Origin of the sequence: Gardnerella sp. DNF00476 (assembly GCF_049262735.1) — a bacterium.
Lineage (GTDB): Bacteria > Actinomycetota > Actinomycetes > Actinomycetales > Bifidobacteriaceae > Bifidobacterium > Bifidobacterium vaginale.
Map to the genome: position 1 here is coordinate 1,325,941 of NZ_CP058401.1, position 18,032 is coordinate 1,343,972.

Annotated in this window: 24 protein-coding genes and 1 other RNA gene; 18 read left to right on the top strand and 7 right to left on the bottom strand. The window is 42.8% G+C overall.

What is annotated here, in order from left to right; genetic code table 11:
* Positions 1-245: 245 nt before the first annotated feature.
* Entirely contained in the window at positions 246-2,723 is a 2,478-nt protein-coding gene (locus HXT25_RS05230; protein ID WP_422118748.1) for a phosphoketolase, read from the bottom strand.
* 415 nt (positions 2,724-3,138) lie between these two features.
* On the opposite strand from HXT25_RS05230, the gene guaA reads away from it, so the two are divergent.
* The 4 genes from guaA to HXT25_RS05250 all read left to right on the top strand — a co-directional run bounded on the left by guaA (position 3,139) and on the right by HXT25_RS05250 (position 8,710).
* Positions 3,139-4,701 carry a glutamine-hydrolyzing GMP synthase gene (gene guaA, locus HXT25_RS05235; protein ID WP_004112523.1) on the top strand — a complete coding sequence of 521 codons (1,563 nt, stop codon included), beginning with the start codon at positions 3,139-3,141 and terminating at the stop codon, positions 4,699-4,701.
* A 90-nt stretch (positions 4,702-4,791) separates the two neighbouring features.
* Positions 4,792-6,474: an alpha-amylase gene (locus HXT25_RS05240; protein ID WP_180979803.1), complete on the top strand. Its 1,683-nt coding sequence runs from the start codon at positions 4,792-4,794 to the stop codon at positions 6,472-6,474.
* Positions 6,475-6,629: 155 nt separating this feature from the next.
* Positions 6,630-7,026, top strand: a transfer-messenger RNA (tmRNA) gene (gene ssrA, locus HXT25_RS05245).
* Positions 7,027-7,258: 232 nt separating this feature from the next.
* Positions 7,259-8,710 (top strand): tyrosine-type recombinase/integrase, encoded by a 1,452-nt coding sequence (locus HXT25_RS05250; RefSeq protein ID WP_422118749.1) that lies wholly within the window; start codon positions 7,259-7,261, stop codon positions 8,708-8,710.
* A gap of 53 nt (positions 8,711-8,763) precedes the next feature.
* Here the strand turns inward: HXT25_RS05250 and HXT25_RS05255 are convergent, their stop codons facing one another.
* From HXT25_RS05255 to HXT25_RS05270, 4 genes are all read right to left on the bottom strand, one after another.
* Positions 8,764-9,153 (bottom strand): ImmA/IrrE family metallo-endopeptidase, encoded by a 390-nt coding sequence (locus tag HXT25_RS05255; RefSeq protein WP_422118750.1) that lies wholly within the window; start codon positions 9,151-9,153, stop codon positions 8,764-8,766.
* A 151-nt stretch (positions 9,154-9,304) separates the two neighbouring features.
* Positions 9,305-10,090 carry a DUF1829 domain-containing protein gene (locus tag HXT25_RS05260; RefSeq protein ID WP_415702344.1) on the bottom strand — a complete coding sequence of 262 codons (786 nt, stop codon included), beginning with the start codon at positions 10,088-10,090 and terminating at the stop codon, positions 9,305-9,307.
* Positions 10,087-10,536, bottom strand: coding sequence for a DUF6978 family protein (locus HXT25_RS05265; protein WP_250309610.1), 450 nt, complete (start codon positions 10,534-10,536; stop codon positions 10,087-10,089). The genes HXT25_RS05260 and HXT25_RS05265 overlap by 4 nt, the downstream gene beginning before the upstream one ends.
* A gap of 18 nt (positions 10,537-10,554) precedes the next feature.
* Entirely contained in the window at positions 10,555-11,040 is a 486-nt protein-coding gene (locus HXT25_RS05270; protein ID WP_422118751.1) for an XRE family transcriptional regulator, read from the bottom strand.
* A 95-nt stretch (positions 11,041-11,135) separates the two neighbouring features.
* Between HXT25_RS05270 and HXT25_RS05275 the strand changes: the two genes are divergently transcribed.
* Together HXT25_RS05275 and HXT25_RS05280 are read left to right on the top strand one after the other, a co-directional pair.
* A complete protein-coding gene (locus HXT25_RS05275; protein WP_422118752.1) occupies positions 11,136-11,396 on the top strand; it encodes a helix-turn-helix domain-containing protein in 261 nt (86 codons plus the stop codon).
* Complete coding sequence (locus tag HXT25_RS05280) at positions 11,381-11,710, top strand: hypothetical protein (protein ID WP_422118753.1); 330 nt, start codon at positions 11,381-11,383, stop codon at positions 11,708-11,710. The genes HXT25_RS05275 and HXT25_RS05280 overlap by 16 nt, the downstream gene beginning before the upstream one ends.
* 156 nt (positions 11,711-11,866) lie before the next feature.
* On the opposite strand, the gene HXT25_RS05285 is transcribed toward HXT25_RS05280, so the two are convergent.
* Positions 11,867-12,457, bottom strand: a complete 591-nt coding sequence (locus tag HXT25_RS05285; protein WP_422114155.1) for a hypothetical protein — start codon at positions 12,455-12,457, stop codon at positions 11,867-11,869.
* A 32-nt stretch (positions 12,458-12,489) separates the two neighbouring features.
* Here HXT25_RS05285 and HXT25_RS05290 point away from each other — a divergent pair, with 32 nt between their 5' ends.
* Genes HXT25_RS05290 through HXT25_RS05305 form a run of 4 tightly spaced genes read left to right on the top strand, consistent with a single transcriptional unit; the run spans position 12,490 to position 13,938 of the window.
* The gene (locus tag HXT25_RS05290) at positions 12,490-12,843 is read left to right on the top strand and encodes a hypothetical protein (RefSeq protein ID WP_064340371.1); all 354 of its coding nucleotides are present in this window, start codon (positions 12,490-12,492) and stop codon (positions 12,841-12,843) included.
* A complete protein-coding gene (locus tag HXT25_RS05295; RefSeq protein ID WP_422118754.1) occupies positions 12,843-13,199 on the top strand; it encodes a hypothetical protein in 357 nt (118 codons plus the stop codon). Before HXT25_RS05290 ends, HXT25_RS05295 begins: the two co-directional genes overlap by 1 nt.
* Positions 13,199-13,714 carry a hypothetical protein gene (locus tag HXT25_RS05300; RefSeq protein ID WP_422118755.1) on the top strand — a complete coding sequence of 172 codons (516 nt, stop codon included), beginning with the start codon at positions 13,199-13,201 and terminating at the stop codon, positions 13,712-13,714. Before HXT25_RS05295 ends, HXT25_RS05300 begins: the two co-directional genes overlap by 1 nt.
* On the top strand, positions 13,711-13,938 hold the full coding sequence (locus tag HXT25_RS05305; protein ID WP_422118756.1) for a hypothetical protein: 228 nt from the start codon (positions 13,711-13,713) through the stop codon (positions 13,936-13,938). Before HXT25_RS05300 ends, HXT25_RS05305 begins: the two co-directional genes overlap by 4 nt.
* On the opposite strand, the gene HXT25_RS05310 is transcribed toward HXT25_RS05305, so the two are convergent.
* Positions 13,935-14,111 (bottom strand): hypothetical protein, encoded by a 177-nt coding sequence (locus HXT25_RS05310; protein WP_250309618.1) that lies wholly within the window; start codon positions 14,109-14,111, stop codon positions 13,935-13,937. The two genes, HXT25_RS05305 and HXT25_RS05310, sit on opposite strands and share 4 nt — an antisense overlap.
* Before the next feature lie 73 nt (positions 14,112-14,184).
* On the opposite strand from HXT25_RS05310, the gene HXT25_RS05315 reads away from it, so the two are divergent.
* From HXT25_RS05315 to HXT25_RS05350, 8 genes are all read left to right on the top strand, one after another.
* Positions 14,185-14,385 (top strand): hypothetical protein, encoded by a 201-nt coding sequence (locus HXT25_RS05315; protein ID WP_422118757.1) that lies wholly within the window; start codon positions 14,185-14,187, stop codon positions 14,383-14,385.
* Positions 14,386-14,575: 190 nt separating this feature from the next.
* Entirely contained in the window at positions 14,576-14,776 is a 201-nt protein-coding gene (locus HXT25_RS05320) for a hypothetical protein (RefSeq protein WP_016797627.1), read from the top strand.
* Between the two features lies 1 nt (position 14,777).
* Positions 14,778-14,999 carry a DivIVA domain-containing protein gene (locus tag HXT25_RS05325; protein ID WP_422118758.1) on the top strand — a complete coding sequence of 74 codons (222 nt, stop codon included), beginning with the start codon at positions 14,778-14,780 and terminating at the stop codon, positions 14,997-14,999.
* A 21-nt stretch (positions 15,000-15,020) separates the two neighbouring features.
* Complete coding sequence (gene ssb, locus HXT25_RS05330; protein WP_422118759.1) at positions 15,021-15,515, top strand: single-stranded DNA-binding protein; 495 nt, start codon at positions 15,021-15,023, stop codon at positions 15,513-15,515.
* Between the two features lie 56 nt (positions 15,516-15,571).
* Positions 15,572-16,126, top strand: coding sequence for a hypothetical protein (locus HXT25_RS05335; protein WP_422118760.1), 555 nt, complete (start codon positions 15,572-15,574; stop codon positions 16,124-16,126).
* Between the two features lie 583 nt (positions 16,127-16,709).
* Complete coding sequence (locus tag HXT25_RS05340) at positions 16,710-16,847, top strand: hypothetical protein (protein ID WP_255264646.1); 138 nt, start codon at positions 16,710-16,712, stop codon at positions 16,845-16,847.
* A gap of 120 nt (positions 16,848-16,967) precedes the next feature.
* Positions 16,968-17,276, top strand: a complete 309-nt coding sequence (locus HXT25_RS05345; RefSeq protein ID WP_422114161.1) for a hypothetical protein — start codon at positions 16,968-16,970, stop codon at positions 17,274-17,276.
* Positions 17,258-17,971: a hypothetical protein gene (locus HXT25_RS05350; RefSeq protein WP_422118761.1), complete on the top strand. Its 714-nt coding sequence runs from the start codon at positions 17,258-17,260 to the stop codon at positions 17,969-17,971. The genes HXT25_RS05345 and HXT25_RS05350 overlap by 19 nt, the downstream gene beginning before the upstream one ends.
* The last annotated feature ends 61 nt before the right edge of the window (positions 17,972-18,032 follow it).

Here is an 18,032-nt window from a genome sequence, read left to right on the forward strand (position 1 = left end):
TCTCCTTTGATGCGTCTGTGTTTATTCTATTTTGCATTGCATTTTCGTTTTACTATTCTTCGTATTTCAACGTTGAAAAATTTACATATCAAACGAAGAATCCTCTAGTTATTCTAGAGCTATTTGCGGAACAACAAGCTGATTTTTTAATTTTTTGCATATTTTTTATTAATTTTTTAGGGAGCCAACCTTTCGATTGACTCCCTAAAAATCAACTAAGCAATTTTAGCATTGATAGCTTAAAACTACTCGTTATCGCCAGCGGTTGCAGCGGTAGCGGTGACAGCGCCTGGCTTGTCGGTCTTAACGCCTGGCCATACCCAATCGGTGTAGTCTGGGTGATCAAGACCCTTGTCGACTGCATACTGGAAGGCTTCGAGGCGGAAGTCCTCGAGCTTCTTGATTTCGTCGGCATACTTATCAGCGTCAACCATGCGCAATGCTTCAGCAGTAAGCTCGTAACGATCCATGTCGTTCACGCGAACCATATCGTATGGCGTGGTGGTGGAGCCCTGCTCCTTGTAGCCATGAACGTTGAAGTTGTCGTGGTTTGGACGATCGTAAATCAAGCCGCGAACGTCATGTGCGTAGGAGTGATAAGCGAAGAGGACTGGCTTGTCAGCAGTGAAGAGATCAGTGAACTCTTCGTCAGTCAAAGCTTCGTTGTTTTCCTTAGCGGACTGCAACTTGAGCAAGTCAACAACGTTAACAACCTTGAACTTAACGCCAAGCTTGTTCAACTTGTCGGCAGCTGCCATCAATTCCTGCTGTGGAACATCACCAACACCAGCGAGAACAACCTGAACTTCGTCATTGTTCTTAGCGTTGGAAGCCCACTTCCACTCAGCAGCACCCTTCTCGAGCTCTTCGCGAGCTTCGTCGAGAGTCAACCAAGTAGCAGCTGGCTGCTTACCAGCGAAGATGGCGTTAATCATGTTGGTGGACTTGTAAGCCTTTTCAGCAACAGCAAGCAACATGTTGGAATCTACTGGGAAGTAGATTCCAATCACGTGATCGTTGTTGAAGGTCTTGTTCAAGAGCACGGAAGTTACGCCTGGATCCTGATGCGAGAAGCCGTTGTGATCCTGACGCCACACGTGAGAGGATACCAACAAGTTCACAGAGGAGATTGGCTTACGCCATGGAATCTCACGAACGGTAGCTTCAAGCCACTTTGCGTGCTGGTTCAACATGGAATCGATGACGTGTACGAAGGACTCATAAGAGCTCCAGATGCCGTGACGACCAGTGAGCAAGTAGCCCTCGAGGAAGCCTTCCATCTGATGCTCGGAAAGCTGTTCGGTGACCTGGCCGGTAACAGCCATGTGCTCATCGACTAAGCCAGAAAGGTAGCCAGCATCCCACTGCTTGTTGGTTACCTCGTAAGCAGCCTGCAAACGGTTGGAAGCGGTCTCATCTGGGCCAAAGATACGGAAGGAATCTGGGTTGTTCTTGATGATGTCGCGAGTGTAAACGCCAAGACGACGGGTAGCTTCGAGCTGACCCCAGCCGTGACCGAATTCCTTAACTTCCTTGACTTCGTAATCCTCAAGCTTTGGAAGCTTCAAATCTTCACGAATACGACCACCGTTGGCGTTTGGATTTTCACCAATACGGAGTTCGCCCTTTGGCATGAAGGAAAGAACGTCTTCCTTAACAGCACCCTTTTCGTCGAAGAGCTCTTCAGGCTTGTAGGACTTCATCCAGTTCTTCAAAACCTCGAAGTGAGCTTCGGTATCGCGAGCAGATGCCAGTGGCACCTGGTGTGCACGCCAAGAGCCTTCGGTCTTCTTGCCGTCGATGAACTTCGGGCAGGTCCAACCCTTTGGAGTGCGGAAGATGATCATTGGGTAGTAAGGACGAGTTACATCGTTAGTCTGAGCTTCAGCCTTAATATCGCAAATCTCATCGAAGATGGTTTCGAACATGTCAGCGAAGCGACGGTGGATGGAAAGATGATCCTCATCGTCGAAGCCAGCAACGAACTCGTATGGTTCGTAACCCATGCCGTGGAAGAACTCATGAAGCTCTTCGTCAGAAATACGGGAAAGAATAGTTGGGTTAGCAATCTTATAACCGTTCAAGTGCAAGATTGGAAGCACGATACCGTCGGTACGTGGGTTCACAAGCTTGTTGGACTGCCAACCAGTGGCCAAAGGACCAGTTTCAGCTTCGCCATCGCCGACGATTGCTGGAACGAACAAGCTTGGGTTGTTCATAACAGCGCCGTAAGCGTGAGAAAGTGCATAACCAAGCTCACCACCTTCGTGGATGGAACCTGGTGTTTCAGGAGCGAAGTGAGAAGGAATACCGCCTGGGTAAGAGAACTGACGGAAGAACTTCTGTAAGCCAGCTTCGTCCTTAGTGATCTTTGGATAATATTCAGTGTATGTGCCGTCGAGGTAGGACTGAGCAGTACCAGCTGGGCCGCCGTGGCCTGGACCCATGATGATTACAGTATTCTGCTGGTGATCAGCGATAAAGCGGTTGATGTGTCCAATAAGGAAGTTAAGGCCTGGAGTAGTGCCCCAGTGACCTACCAGACGATGCTTAACATCTTCGCGAGTAAATGGCTCCTTCATTAGAGGGTTGCTGCGAAGATAAATCTGACCGATTGCGAGATAGTTTGCTACGCGCCAATACTTGTCTACGCCTTCGATGGCCGCCTCAGAAACTGGAGCATTTAGCTTCTTCCAAGGGGTGCCAATAACAGGACTCGTCATGTGTACTCCTGTACTCAAGCACTTTTCAGTGCAATTTTAATCATTACCATTTGGTTATAGAGGCTGAAAAACGAATGTATTAGCCTCTTTTTCCATCATTCTCAGTATAGTAACAGCTTTTGACTTTTGTGCGTTTGATTACTCACTACGTGCGATTTTGTTGAAAAAATGTGTTAAAGTGTTCGCAAAAATTTTCTTAAAATTATCATTTATGTTATGTTTTATGTTCACTTTATTGCTATATAAAGCTTGATTGGTTTTAAAACTAGATAAGTCACGGCGTTTCGAAGCGCTGCAACGTCGCAAAGCGCCATTAGTATAAATTGAATCAGCCTTAAATATCACCTTTAAAACATTTGCAAAAAATAAAGTGATAAATAAGGAATATATAAGAAGCGTGTAAATAAGGAGAATCATGGCAAAAGGTCCGGTACTTGTAGTTGACTTCGGTGCCCAATATGCCCAGCTAATCGCTAGAAGAGTGAGGGAAGCAAACGTTTATTCGGAGCTTGTTCCACACTCTATGCCAGTAGAAGAAATGCTGGCAAAAGATCCAAAAGCCATAATTCTCTCTGGCGGTCCTGCTTCCGTTTATGAGCCAGGAGCGCCAAAAATTGATACAAAGATTTTTGAAGCAGGAGTTCCAGTGCTCGGAATTTGCTACGGATTCCAAGTTATGGCTCATGAGCTTGGCGGAGTTGTAGACAAAGCTGCACTGGGTGAGTATGGAAAAACGCATGCAACTATTGATGAAGCAGAAGGATTGCTTGCTAATTCTCCATTAGATCAAAATACTTGGATGAGTCACGGAGTGGCAGTTAAGAGCGCGCCAGAAGGATTTGAGGTGCTTGCTCACACTCAAGGTGCTCCAGTTGCAGCTATGCAAGATAAAAGTCGCAAGCTTTACGGAGTGCAATGGCATCCAGAAGTCAAGCATACGCCTTTAGGTCAAAAGCTGATTTCCACATTTTTGCACGAGTGTGCAGGATTGGAAAATGATTGGAATCCTTCGAATATTATAGAAGATCAGGTTGCAAAGATTCGCGCTGAAGTTGGAGATGCACAAGTTATTTGCGGACTTTCTGGAGGAGTCGATTCCGCAGTTGCAGCAGCACTGGTACATAAAGCAATCGGAGATCAGCTCACTTGCGTTTTTGTAGACCATGGCCTTCTCCGTAAAGGCGAAGTTGAGCAAGTGAAGCACGATTTTGTTGAGGCCACTGGAATCAAGCTTATTGCAGTGGATGCAGAAGATGACTTTTTAGATGCGCTTAAAGGCGTGAGCGAGCCAGAGCGCAAGCGCAAGATTATTGGCGAAAAGTTTATTCGCACATTTGAAAAAGCACAGCGCCAAGTTATTGAAGAAGCTGGAAAATCTGGAGCAGAAGTTAAGTTCCTTGTACAAGGCACACTTTACCCAGATGTTGTGGAATCTGGTGGCGGAGATGGTGCTGCAAACATTAAGTCGCATCACAATGTTGGCGGCTTGCCAAAGGACTTAAAGTTTAAGCTTATTGAGCCTTTACGCACTTTGTTTAAGGATGAGGTTCGCGCAATTGGTACGGAGCTTGGGCTTCCAGACGCTATTGTGTGGCGCCAGCCGTTCCCAGGCCCAGGATTGGGAATTCGCATTGTTGGCGAGATTACTCGCGAGCGTTTAGCTGTTCTTAGAGAAGCAGATGCGATTGCGCGCGAAGAGCTTTCGGCAGCTGGATTAGATCGCGATATTTGGCAATGCCCAGTTGTTCTTTTGGCAGATGTTCACTCTGTTGGAGTTCAAGGAGACGAGCGCACATATGGATCTCCAATTGTGCTTCGACCAGTAAGTTCTGAGGATGCTATGACTGCTGATTGGTCGCGAGTTCCTTACGATGTATTGGCAAAGATTTCTACTCGAATCACAAACGAATGTCGCCAGATTAATCGCGTTGTGCTTGATGTTACATCTAAGCCGCCTGCCACAATCGAGTGGGAATAGATGGTTCTAATATAGTGAGGTAGAATCTAGCTCTAAAAAGAATAAAGTAAGAACAAAGCAAAGCCGCAATTCTTGCAGGAAGGAACAATGATGATCCACGGCATAGAAGTATTTACGAGCTTCAATAAAAAGGCGCTTGTAAAGTTAAAGTTTGTGTTGGCAAGAGTTGCGGCTATAACATCTTGCGTCGCTATGATTTTGGCGGGAGCAGTAGTCGCAAGCAGCCCAGCGATTGCAGATGAGGGTGCAAAATCATCTCAAAAAACTACACAAAAAGGTGTAATCGTAACAGCGTTCCAACAAAATTGGAGAAGTATAGCTAAGGAATGCAAAAAAACGTACGGCCCAGAAGGCGTAAAGTACGTACAAGTATCACCTCCGCAAGATCATATTAAAGGTGACCAATGGTGGACAAGCTATCAACCTGTAAGCTATAAGCTAAATTCAAAACTTGGCACAGAAGACGAGTTTAAAAAGATGATTACAACGTGCAAAGCTTCAGGTATTGGAATTATTGCAGATGCGGTAATAAACCACACAACTGGTTTTGCAAACAAAGACACTGTTGGTGTTGGTGGAAGCAAGTATGATGCTGCAAATCAATCGTTCCCAGATGCTGGATATACAAAAGACGATTTTCATAAGTCAACAGAAAATATCAACACGTATCGAAAAGCAGAAATCGTTTGGACGCATCGACTTGTTGGACTATTGGATTTGGACACTTCTAATCCTCATGTGCAAAAAACTTTGGGAGAGTACTTTGCGCATATGCTAAAGCTTGGAGTTGATGGGTTTAGAGTTGATGCTGCAAAACACATGTCTCCGCAAGATGTAAAGGGCATAAAAGATGCAGCTGCAGAGGCTGCTGGAACAACGCCAGATAAGATTTGGTGGATGCAAGAAACAATAGGGTTTTCTGAGCAAGACCCTAGAATTCAGCCAGACCAATATTTGCAAACTGGTGAAGTGAATGAATTTGAGTACTCTTATAGGCTTAGAAACTATTTTTATGGGTCTATTGAGAATCTTAAACATATCACAGATAAGTTAATTCCAAGCAAAAAAGCTGCGATTTTCGTTACAAATTGGGATACTGAGCGAGATAATGCAAGCAGAGTTTTGACGTATAAAGATGGTAAAAAATACGAGCTTGCAAACGCGTTTATGTTGGCGTATCCATATGGAACTCCAAATGTGTTTTCTGGTTATGAGTTTACAAAACGAGATGAGGGAGCACCTGGAGCTACGCAAACTTCAATTCCTGATGTGAGTTGTGCAAAGGATTCTAAGTGGCAATGCACGCAAAGGCTAACTTCGATTCGCGGAATGATTGGGTTCTACAACGCCGTTAGGGGCACTAAGGTTACTAATTGGCAAGATGATGACGATAATAACGTTGCATTTAGCCGAGGAAACAAGGGTTTTCTTGCGATTAATAATACGGAAGAGCCGCAAAAAGTGAGTTATAAGACTGACTTGCCAGATGGTGAATATTGCAATGTTTATGAGTCTAAAGATTGTACTAAAACTGTGAGCGTTAGTGGCGGAAAAGTAAAGACCACTGTTGATGCGGAATCTGCTGTTGCTCTTCATGTTAATGCTGTAAAAAGTCTTGGAAATGCTAGAGCTAGAAACGTTACAATATTTATTTGCGTGTTTGTTGCGTCAATTTGTACGTTTGTTGTTAATAGAAGATTTGTTGAAAAATCGAAGAAGCTTGCCAAAGGCAATAGTGATGGTGTTAAAACAGGTGAGACTAAAGGTAAGTGATTCTGGAATAAATCTTTAGGTGAGCTTTAGTTGAGCTTTAAGTGATTCTGAAATAAATCAATATTCTAAAACAGGTTGACTCTGTTAAAACGTTTATTTATAATGATTATTCTGGCTTTATGCCAGTATCTAATTGATAGTTTGATAAATCAAAAGGGGTCGATCGGTTTCGACGGTGATCTGTTCGCCGCGGGGAAGCGTGCCGAGAATGCGAAAGTCCACTCGTAAACGTCCTTTCGCAAAAGAATAAGTGCTAAATCTAATCGCACTGAGTTCGCTCTTGCTGCCTGAGCTTCGCGCCAGGATTAACCAGTGAGCAGCTGCTCCGTTTACCCACTCACGTCTTCGGAGTGGTGCTAAACGTCATTAGAAGACTTGCTTGAATTGCCGAGCTGCAGGGTAGTTCAGGGACTTTTACTGTAGATATGCTCGCCATGAATTGTCTGCGATAACATGGGGGCAGAAAAACTGCCGAATGGCCAGCAGGCTACGCACGTAGAAGACCGAGGGTACGGTTTCCGGACCGGGGTTCAATTCCCCGCGACTCCACAAACGCAAAAACGCCACTGCTCACACAGTGGCGTTTTTTGTAGCAAAACCCAATGTTTCCAATGCTTAAGGCTCAAAAGCTTTTAATATTGAATTGTGCAAAATAATGCATTTTGATACGATATAATACATTATGAAGGGCATTATAGAGGGCATTGAAAAATGACCTTCAGAAAATCAATGCCCATCATTGCCCTAAGTGCTAAAAATTGGTTAATGCGAAGGGGTATGCATTATGGCACGGCGTAGTTTTGGAAGGCTCAAAAAAGTAACACGATCATACGGCGCTGCATACGTTGCACGCTACTCAACGCCGCCAGCAGCCTTGGCAGAAAACCCATCGCTACCAAAAGAATTTACGCGAACATTGCCAGCAGCCTACCGCGTAGAGCTAGAAGCATGGCTTGCTCAAGCAGAAAAAGAAATAGCATTAGGCACATGGACTCCCCCAGCTAAACTAAATCGTCATGAGATAGATAAAAGCTCAATTACATTCGCGCAGTTAGCAGACGACTATATGCAAAATCAGCGCAAACCAGACGGAAGCAGGCTGGAAGAAACTACGCAATCACACAAAGAAGGACGATTGCGCAACTATCTCCTACCAGCATTTGGAGAAAGACGCATCAAAACAATCACAAGCAAAGATATACAAAACTGGTACGATGCGTTCGATTGCGACGAACTTACAGGAAGGAACACAGTAGCACGATCACATTGCTACACACTGCTTAGAAGCATATTCAACTACGCTTGCGCAAAAGAAGTAAACGCTGCTGGAGAAACACTACTACAACGCAACCCTTGCACGCTCAAACTCAAAAAACCACGCACAAGGCACGAAAGCATTGCCATCAGCATTGCGCAACTCGTTGATATATACAGCATGATGGCACCACATTTGCGCATCGGAGTCATGTTAGCTGGAGCGTGCGGATTGCGCGAAGGAGAATGTTGCGCACTCACCAGAAGCGATGTAGACCTTGACGCAATGACAATCAGCGTCAACAAAAGCCTAAAAAGCATAAACCATTTAGGGCAAAGACGACGTCTTGAAGTAGGCAAACCAAAAACAGCAAGCAGTATAAGAAAAGTGCCAATACCAGAATGGACGCGCGAATATTTTGAAATACACATGCGTCAGCAAATGCCAAGCGGCAAACCAGATGAGCTGATTCTACACACTCGCACGCCTAGAGCGTTCGTTGCGCCAGCAAGCCTTAGAGAAAGCTTCAACCGCGCAATAGCACACATGCCATCATTAAAAGACATGCACTTCCACGACCTTCGGCACACAGCACTCACACACTACGGAGAAGCAGGCGCAAGCCTTGCAGAACTCATGGAAGTCGCAGGTCATAGCGACATTAAAACCGTATCCGTATACCAGCAAATCAGCCAAGCACAACGCAAGCGTACATCAGCTAGACTTAATGAACAAGCAAAAGAAGAACAACTCGGCATAAAACCACAAAGCGTAGAAATGCAAAAAGTTGTAGGGCCTACACAAAGTAATGTAGGGCCTACACAAAATCAAGAAAAAGACCCACTCATAGCAGTACTAGCAGCACTCACACTAGATCAGCAAGTAGCAACGCTCAAAGCAATAGACAAAACGAGGCAAGCCACAATAATTAGCCAAATGCCCCCAGAAAATCAAATTCAGCTACTTTCACGGCTACTTTAGGCTAAAAATACGCAAAAAAGGCGCTGAAAATGCAAAAATCGCAATTTTTGGCATTACACAAGAACGGGAGTGGAGAGGAAAGAGCGATAGTCCTGGATGACATCACAAGTAACGCCAAGAGCTTCAGAAAGAAGCCAAACATCAGTGCCATACATTGATTCAGCAAGCTTGTAATCAACATAGCTAATAAGCCTAGAAGCCGTTATGCGCCTTGTACGAGTCTCAAAACGCGAATCAAATCCACAAGCAACATCACGATACTCAGCATGAACTAACTCATGGCACAACGTACACAAACGTTGATGATCAGCCAAACGCTCATCAAGAAGAATCAGCCTACAAGCATCGTAGTAATAGCCACACACACTACCAGAGAGTCTGCGCTCTTCCACTCGCACACCAAGCCGCGCGGCTTCATCATAAAGCGAATCAAAGCGAAGCATAATGCAAACCCCAACGAAATCAATACAATGCGTTATACTCTATAGAAATGGATTGGGAGTACTCGGTCGGCGAAAGCTCTAGGCGTAATGCTTAGAGCTTTTTGCTTTTCTTATTATCTACATCAATTTCATAATGAGCATAAAAGCAGTATTAAGCTGCACGCAACAACTCAGAACGTTCCTCGAGATTGGAAAAAGGAATAACTTCCACACCATAGTTTTCAAAAGCTTCCAAAGCAGCAGGCTGCAAAGGACGCTCTCTATCGTCGCCAATCACAAATAGCTTAGAACCTTCACGCTCTTTTGCTTTACAAGTATCCTGCCAGCTCCACATAATATCGCGAACAGCAGTTTTATCAAACTTATTAGGAGCATGACAGAATCTAGTAGGATATTTTGCGCTACGCTGGAACAAGAAATCAAAACTATGCTCATATCCAGAAACACCGCGAATAATCACATTTGGCGTGTAGTAAACTTTGCAAGACTTCAACACTTCAGCAACATCGTCAGCAAAATACTCAGCCACATGCCTACGTGAAACTTCAGTCATAGAATTCAACGACAAAAGAGCCTGAGCATAACGGTTCAAAGCATTAGCGTAGTTATCTTCAGCATCAAGAGTAACCTCACCATTATTAGTGATACTCACACCATACCTGCGTGCCAAGCACTGCATACGTTCCAAACGCTTTTCAGTAATACTCACACCCTTATGATTCAAAGTAGCAAAAGTATAACCATCGTCAGTAAAAGCAACGCTGTTACTACGATCAATGCGCACATAAAAAACAAGGTCGTCGCCAGAACAATCAAGAAAAGGTAACGTAACCTCATTCCATTCGCCAATTCTCTCAACAGTAGAAGACCTACGCAACCATGACGTATAGTCATCAAGAAGCGCGGGAACATCAAACGCTACACTACTTGCACTCATAATAATGCACCTTGGAACTTTGGCTTTTGAATTACATGAAACTTATCAAGTAATAGTATTGTATCATGAACGAAGTCAGGCGAATCTATATTTGCTGCAACTGCAACAAAATCATCAAATCCTTCACGATAAATATGCCAGTGAGTGCCGCCAATTCTTGTTCCATCTGGATTAGTATGCGTAGAACCATTCACGCACAAACGAATCAGAGGTATGCCAGAAACACTAATACGTGCAGATAAAGTATGCTTATTTGCACGTATGTTTCCCCTATACAAAGCGATAGTAAACGAGTGTTCTTGTGATTCAACATGAAACTCAGCATTATGCACGCCTTGAGCAGGCATAGTAACAACACTCTCAACAGCACGCTTAGTTTCTTCGATAAGTGAATTAGCTTCAGTCTGCGTTAGTGTAAAACGCGGCGTAAAAGATTTTCTGCTCATAATATAACCGCCATGCAATTAGTTACGAGGTGTGGTGGATTCGAGGAATTTGTTAGGGTCGGTATGAGCCATAAGAGCAAACTGAGAAGGATCAGCAGCAATCATGTCGGCAACATGACTCACATAATCATCATCCAAGTTGTTTGAAGCATCAGAAGACACATCAGAATCAGAAGACGCACTCGACTCGGGCTTTGCAGATGGCTCTGGCTTTATAGAATCAAGATAATCTTCTACAATTCCAGGGTCTTTCACCAATTTTTCAGAATCAGCAATAATCGCAGATAGAGGCACACCAAGAGCTATTGCAATTTTCCTCAATTGCTCATAGTCGGCAACCGTGTTTAATTCAAGAATCTTTCGTAATGTGCCATACGGAATTGAAGATGCTTTCGCTAAGCCTGGCGTCTTCAATCCTCGAATCGCCATTGCTCTTTTAATAGCTATAGATAAAGCTTTTGACTCTACAGTCGTTTTTCTACTTCCTGCTGCCATATAGGGCATATTACCACCATATATTACGAAGTATGTCCCAAATAGGACACGCCGACATTGACGAAAATAAGATAGAGCGTAATATGTTCCATATGGAACTAATAGTGCCCACTTCATCGCAACTAGGACTTGCACTGAAAAATGTGCTTACAAAAGCAAACATAACTCAAGATACGTTAGCAACCAAAGCTGGGATACCGCGTAACACGTTAAACAGGAAAATTAACGGTGGTGTTTTTCGCTTTGATGAATTAACGAGAATATCGAAAGTATGCAAAATGCCTTTGTCAAAGATTCTTGAGCAAGCAGAAAAGCAAGCTGCAATTGCAAGCAAAGAAAAGAGTCAATCATGCTTACCAGGCTAAAAAACGCGCTCAAAACAGGCAGCGCCGCGGACACCAAACTCATGGAACTCGTAGCACAATATCGCAACGCACTCGATCAAGAAGAAAACGCGCTCAACAAATTCAGAGAAGCGCGAGACAAGTGCCAAGCAATAAAGAAAGCCGAGCAAGCAGTCAGAGACGCGAAACAAAAATATCAGGACGCGCTACAAGAACTTCATAAACAACAAGAAAAATTCGACGAAGACAATACAGAACTATTCTGCAAAGTCAGTGAAACGCGTCACGCCAGTAAAGACGCAGAAACGCGACTGTTTGACGAAATAAGGAGGTGAGAAGAATGAGCGGCAAATTAGCAGTACAGCTCGTAGTCCTAGCTATTCAAGTCATACTCCTAATAATTCAATGGGCAGTGATTTGGGCAACAGAGCCAAAGCGTATGTATGAAGAAGCTGATGCAAAACACCAGCACGGTTTCAAAGTAGCAAAAGTTATGCCTCATGCCAATGAGTCAGCCTATAAAACCAAACAAACGGGCGATATGAACGCTTCTCAGGTATTGGATTATATGGTTGCAAATCAAACTTGCCTTCAAGCTCAATCAGCTGCGAAACATATTTATGGCAACGCACCGGCCGCACCATCCACCGAACATGGAATCCGCTACGTTGGGCGTTCTTATGCCTATAAGCAACGACCAATACCGATTCACCACACGAAATACTCGCTAAAGCCTCAGGTAAGAGGATTTTACGGAACCCGCGAGCGTCTACTACTCCCTCGACAGGCTCAACAATAAAAACATCACAGTCGATAGCGGAAAGAGATACGTCAAATGCAACACAGTCCCCAGAATTCGTCAACTTTACAGCATAATCAGGCTCACCTCTCGTATACATCATTTCCAATCCACGGAATTCAGGGACTACAGCCGCGAACGCATCAAAAGAATCGAAAGGCATAGAAACCAAGCACGCTTGAGGGCGATTATGCCATGGCCACCAAACTGTAAAAATAGCGGAAACAACCGCAACGCCAGCAGAAAACCATGTTGCAGCATCGCCTAAATTATCAAAACTCATACACAAAAGTGTAAAGGAAGAAAGGAACAGAAATGGAAGAACTTGAGATTGAACAAACATTTTCCAAATGTGCGTCTTTCCCCGTTTTTGTAGTAGCACTTCAAAACTATCTCAAAGCGTCGCTAGAAGCCGAAAGCGCGCTTTACGAATACGCTAAAGCAAAAAGTGAGTGCGAGTTTCTTGAAACTGCAAAAAAAGACTACGACATAGTTTATCAGGAAGAACAAGACGCGCTAAAAAGACGCAATCAAGCAGAAACCAAATTTGAAGAAGAACATAAAGAATTGTCAAAAAATGTTCGTTCTGCCAAAAGAGCACAAAAACGCGCTCTTTCTGAACTAGAAATTTTAAGGAAAAAACTAATTAATGAAGCAAAGGAACAGTAATGGAAGAACAAAAAGGCAAAGAGTGCAAAGGCAATAAAGAGTACAAGAAGCTCAAGAAGATGCTTAAGAAAGCGTATAAGGCTTCTGTTAAGGAAAACCAGCTTGAGGCATTCATAAAGGAAGCAAAGAAGAATTTCCCTGGCTACATGAAAGCGCAAAAAGCGTATGACGAAGCTCCTAGAGGCGCAGACTCAGTTAAATATGCAGCATTCAGCCGCGTGGAATCTGATTTTTACGAAGCATACGCCGAGCAGATAGATAAATGTCGCAAAACAAGAGAAAAAGCCTTCGAACTTCGCTGCCGCGTTAATGGCAAGCTCATCCACGCTGGCGAAAAAGAAAGCGAGGAAGAGTGATGCGAAAGAAGGTGGACAGCAAGAAAGAAGAGGCGAAAAACGTAGCCATTGAGCGCGGTCGCGTATTTTACATTCTAGCACTTCAACGCGTTTTACAAGCTCCAGAAGAGCTTCGTTCTACGCTTCAAGATTTAAACATGAATCTTCAACAGTACATGAACCAACATTGCACGCATGGAGATCAGGTGCAGGCAACATGGCTTTCGTTGCTATCTTTTTTGGATATGATTACAGCACTTTCACTTGTTGAAGCGCCAAACGATACGAATATTGACGATAAGATTGACCAAACTCTGGGCTCAGCTTTTTCTTTGGAGGACATGCGAATCCTTGAGGACTTAGCGCGTAAGAATAACCCCAATCTTGAATTGCTAGTTATATGCAATCGTTTGGACAACAAGAAAGCAGAGCTCATAAAAGCGAAGCGCGAATACGAATATCAGCTATTTGCAACCTACAAGGCATTCAAAGATTACATCGAAAAATATAAAGAGCAAGCAGAGGAAGAAGAATGAGCAAGAACTGGGAGCCAGAAGAGCCAGAAGTGCCAGAATCACAAGGAACATATGAGCTAAAACACGCTCAGCAAGGAATTCATATGTACCACGTTATTGATGAGTGGGCAAAAGATAAGGTCACTGCATGTAAAAAACAAGCACAAGCAATGACCCCAATAATTGCTATAAGCGCGTTAGTAGTAGCTCTACTAGCAGTAATAATTAGCAAACATAAATGCTAGTTTTGCAAATGTTTTGCAACTTGTTGAGCGCCAAACCCAATAAAATGCACAGCCTTAGCAAGTTCCCTAATTTCGCGGCTAGAAGCAGAATCTTGAAGGTCTGCAGCAATGCTAGTACCAAACTCTATATTGCCTATGCCTTCTTTAATTTCTTGCTGATTTGAATAATCCATAATTTAACCTTTCAAAACAATTTTTAATACAGCAGTTACAAGAACTGCAATTACAGCTTACAAAGGAGGCAAAATGAGCTTCGTACAAAAATATCCGTACATAACAGCATTCATAAGCCTTGTGTGCTTTGCTATTAGCTTTTGGGCGGCAATAAGGAATATGGCTTATTGCTTTAACGGAGCAAACATTTTGGGAATTGCAGGAACAATTATTGCAGTTGTTTTTGAAATTCGTTCAGTATCAATAATTGACGAAAGACTATTGGAACAATGAAAAAGTGTATAGCAATAATTGTCGGCGTACTTATAGCAATAAGCGGCCTGGCGTTCGTTTTCAGCGCCTTCTACAACTTAAGCCTTTACTTATGCGTGCCACTTGGATTATTCCTCATACTCATGGGGATTACGGGTGTAATAGCAGCAACTGAGATTCCAAACGACAAAAAAATAGAAAAGGACAAACAATGAGCACATCAGCACTTACACCAAGAATCCCATACAAAAGGCTATGGAGCCTTAAAGAAGTATGCGATCAGCTCAGCATGGACAAACGTGCCGTAATGAAGCTTGTAGATGCAGGAATCTTGCACATGCCTCACGGTCGCTTACCAGGCAGCAAGGTTTACATTACAAACACAAGCATTGAAAAGTATGTAGGTGAATGAAATGGTTACTTTACTAACGCCGCAAGATGTAAGAAACATGCGATTCACGGAGTGCCTTGGATTCTTTGGAATGCAAAACGGGTACGACGAATACGAAGTAGATCAAGCATTAGAAAAAGTCCAAGAAACTATTGAAATACTCGGCAATGAATGGATAAAAGCAGTACAAGCAGCAGCAAAATATCGTGCACAACTTGAAACTGCAGGACTACTAGCTGAATAACTAGCTAAATAAGGAAGAGTCATGAGCGATAACACATACTACATTGCAGGGAATCTTACAAAAGACCCAGTGGTAAGCACTACTCCTAACGGCACTACTGTAGTAAATTTCACAATTGCTGCAACCACTCGTGTGCTTGATCCACAAACCTCGCAATACAAGGATACTGGCACTGTTTTTATGCGCTGCACAGCATGGAGAGCGTTAGCAGAACATGTAGCTAAAAGCCTTACAAAAGGCATGAGAGTTATCGCGTATGGAAAGCTAGAACAAAGTACGTACGAAGCCGAAGACGGTTCACATCACACTTCAATCAAGCTCAGCGTAGAGGATATTGGAGCGTCAATGCGATTTGCAACAGCGCAAATTACGCAAATAAAACAGCAGGGCATGCAGCAAATGATTTCGCAGCCTCAGCAAATGCAGCAATCACAGCAGGCTCAAGTGGCTAGTCAAGAACCTTGGGCTTCAAAAAGCAATATAGACAACTATTACAGCGAAGAACCAGCATTTTAATAACTAAATTAACGAATTTTAGAAAACTATATACAAACCTTACGAAAGGAACAATAATGGCACCACTATCTGCAGCAAGGCGAAAAGAAGCGTGCGAATTGGTTATTATCGCAAAATGTGATGGCATCAATACGCTAAATTCTAGAGAATTGAGACTTGTTAAACGATACATGCAAGAAATAGGTGTGGAATCGTTAGAAGAAGCTTACAAGCAAGCTCTAGAAGAAAAGAAAGCTCCTGAAGATCAGCAAAAACCAAGGAAAGCAAAAGAAAAGAATCTTAATCAACAGAAAAAGCCAGAATCTAAAAGCAACAATACTTCTACAAATTCGGAGGAGTTACTTGAAAACTGGCCTGAAGGATCATTTGAGAAGTTTGCTTATCCATTGCATTACAAAGATTTTGTTGACAAATGCAAAGCAAATCCAAATCGCGTAGCACTGTTCAAAGAAGGACTTACAAGGCATACTGCATCTGATACGGCTTTGCGCGTAAGAAATGCTAGATATAGGGCGTTTGTAGCTAGTAAAGGCCACTTTGAGGCACGAATACTGCAATGTGATGAGTCTTACTCGGTATATGTGAAATACGTGCCACAAAAAGCAGCGTAAAAGGGAATAAACAATGATAAAAAGATACTCTGAGTATAAAACTTTGTATCCGAGATTGAGATATTTTGAACAGGCGCATCGCATTTATGCTAATAGCGCGTACGCAAAACCTGAGATAGTTCCAGTTGCGCTTACAGGTTCGCAGTACTTCAATAAAACCATTTTTGCCAATAGACAAGAAGTTGTAATTAAGCCACAAAACTACAACAAGCTTGTATATGCATATAGCTGCAAGGCAAATAGATCATATCCATATGCTGTAGAACTTTATGGATATTGGACAAAAAATGAGCAAGTTGAAAAAGCGAGTTCTAACCAAAAACAAAAAATAACCATAAACCCTTTTAGGGCATATTAGAACGTTAAATCTGCAGGGGAGCAGTGGGAATAAGTAAAACTTTTCTAGCTCCTCTACAGTACTCGCATTGGCCAAATGTGGGACAATTTAACGCGGCATAGACTTACGCCCCTTAGGCAGCGTAAATAGCCGCTGTAAAGACCTATATCGGTTTCCCTACCGATAACATAAGCGTTCCGCGGTATTGAGCGGAAAGAGTCGGGAATTGATGCTGTAGAGCGTCTCATGACAGGACGACCGGATGAGCGAACATGGCAAAGCCAGAGCCTTACAGCAAACCGCCGTGTGGATATTTTTTTCACTCGTCATACGCGATGGCATGGCTCCGCCGAAAGCGCTGTAGGACGACCTAAAAGTCATTGAGAAAATGAGATTGAGAAAGCCGAAAAAGCTTTCTCAATTTTTATTTTTCCCCTTGACTAGGTCGTCCCACTCAAGCAATTCACCACCGAAAGTACATGGAATTTTCGAGAGGAGGAAATTGTGAAACATAGTCAAGATAAAAATATTAGTAAAAAACAAGAGAGGTTAAAAAAACTTACTTTTAGACTTTCTTACTTATACAAAATTCTTAACTCAATACACAAAATCGAAGTAGATGAAAGTTACATTATTACTGCACTCGGATTAAGAACATTAAGCAAGTATGACATAAATGGGATTCATGCATTACAGCAACTTATAAGTAGCGGCTTAATGCCAAGACCATTTAAGAAACATGGAATACGCTACTGGAATACTGAAAATCTTATAAATCATTTGGAAGGAATCTTATGCAAAGCTACACTGTAAAAGAACAACGTGAATATATGAAGCTTCTTGGTTCGCTTCCATCGTTAAATAAGCAGCTATCAATGTTGGCGTATTGCGAAATAAAGCGTAACCAATCTGGGTATCATACTCATGTAAACAGAAGCGTGACTCCAGTAAACTTGAGTGCTCTTGATAAACTTGATGAGCTTGAGGGCCTAGAGCGTGAAATATTAAGCCAACTCGGCAGCAACAATTTAGCAATCGCACAAACTTCACCAATCATTACAGTAGTTAAAGCGCTTAAAGATAATGCAAAAGAAATAGTCTTATTGGCAAGCGCATCAATATCTTATGAACAGTTAAAAAATATTAGAGATAAAGTGCTAGCAGATACAAATCCAAAATTCTTAAAAACATTTGGATTATGCCCAAACTGCAGAAGACCATTGAGGTATGAAAGCACTAATGAATGTGTTACTTGCCAATCATGCAGATCAGTGACGAATAGCAATGAAGTTTTAAGTAATACGCGTAAAGAATTATCAAAGCTTACTTATGTTGGGAGTAGCAAGCAAGCATCGGAGTTTATGCATCGTGTACTAAATAAAAACATTCCAGCAGGAACACTTCGCAGGCTTCGTTCAACTGGTAGAATTCATACATCAGGTCAAGGTACTGTAGTTATATGGAACATAAGTGAAATATTAAATAAGACTCGCCAGAAGAATTATTAGACTTGACAAAGTGAACACCAATAATGATATAATCACACTGAGGTGTGAAGTGGCCGCAAAG

Coding starts and splice junctions, on each gene's coding strand:
- HXT25_RS05230 (WP_422118748.1), bottom strand. CDS start 2,723: ATGACGAGTCCTGTTATTGGCACCCCTTGGAAGAAGCTAAATGCTCCA.
- guaA (WP_004112523.1), top strand. CDS start 3,139: ATGGCAAAAGGTCCGGTACTTGTAGTTGACTTCGGTGCCCAATATGCC.
- HXT25_RS05240 (WP_180979803.1), top strand. CDS start 4,792: ATGATCCACGGCATAGAAGTATTTACGAGCTTCAATAAAAAGGCGCTT.
- HXT25_RS05250 (WP_422118749.1), top strand. CDS start 7,259: ATGGCACGGCGTAGTTTTGGAAGGCTCAAAAAAGTAACACGATCATAC.
- HXT25_RS05255 (WP_422118750.1), bottom strand. CDS start 9,153: ATGCTTCGCTTTGATTCGCTTTATGATGAAGCCGCGCGGCTTGGTGTG.
- HXT25_RS05260 (WP_415702344.1), bottom strand. CDS start 10,090: ATGAGTGCAAGTAGTGTAGCGTTTGATGTTCCCGCGCTTCTTGATGAC.
- HXT25_RS05265 (WP_250309610.1), bottom strand. CDS start 10,536: ATGAGCAGAAAATCTTTTACGCCGCGTTTTACACTAACGCAGACTGAA.
- HXT25_RS05270 (WP_422118751.1), bottom strand. CDS start 11,040: ATGCCCTATATGGCAGCAGGAAGTAGAAAAACGACTGTAGAGTCAAAA.
- HXT25_RS05280 (WP_422118753.1), top strand. CDS start 11,381: ATGCTTACCAGGCTAAAAAACGCGCTCAAAACAGGCAGCGCCGCGGAC.
- HXT25_RS05285 (WP_422114155.1), bottom strand. CDS start 12,457: ATGAGTTTTGATAATTTAGGCGATGCTGCAACATGGTTTTCTGCTGGC.
- HXT25_RS05290 (WP_064340371.1), top strand. CDS start 12,490: ATGGAAGAACTTGAGATTGAACAAACATTTTCCAAATGTGCGTCTTTC.
- HXT25_RS05295 (WP_422118754.1), top strand. CDS start 12,843: ATGGAAGAACAAAAAGGCAAAGAGTGCAAAGGCAATAAAGAGTACAAG.
- HXT25_RS05300 (WP_422118755.1), top strand. CDS start 13,199: ATGCGAAAGAAGGTGGACAGCAAGAAAGAAGAGGCGAAAAACGTAGCC.
- HXT25_RS05305 (WP_422118756.1), top strand. CDS start 13,711: ATGAGCAAGAACTGGGAGCCAGAAGAGCCAGAAGTGCCAGAATCACAA.
- HXT25_RS05310 (WP_250309618.1), bottom strand. CDS start 14,111: ATGGATTATTCAAATCAGCAAGAAATTAAAGAAGGCATAGGCAATATA.
- HXT25_RS05315 (WP_422118757.1), top strand. CDS start 14,185: ATGAGCTTCGTACAAAAATATCCGTACATAACAGCATTCATAAGCCTT.
- HXT25_RS05320 (WP_016797627.1), top strand. CDS start 14,576: ATGAGCACATCAGCACTTACACCAAGAATCCCATACAAAAGGCTATGG.
- HXT25_RS05325 (WP_422118758.1), top strand. CDS start 14,778: ATGGTTACTTTACTAACGCCGCAAGATGTAAGAAACATGCGATTCACG.
- ssb (WP_422118759.1), top strand. CDS start 15,021: ATGAGCGATAACACATACTACATTGCAGGGAATCTTACAAAAGACCCA.
- HXT25_RS05335 (WP_422118760.1), top strand. CDS start 15,572: ATGGCACCACTATCTGCAGCAAGGCGAAAAGAAGCGTGCGAATTGGTT.
- HXT25_RS05340 (WP_255264646.1), top strand. CDS start 16,710: ATGACAGGACGACCGGATGAGCGAACATGGCAAAGCCAGAGCCTTACA.
- HXT25_RS05350 (WP_422118761.1), top strand. CDS start 17,258: ATGCAAAGCTACACTGTAAAAGAACAACGTGAATATATGAAGCTTCTT.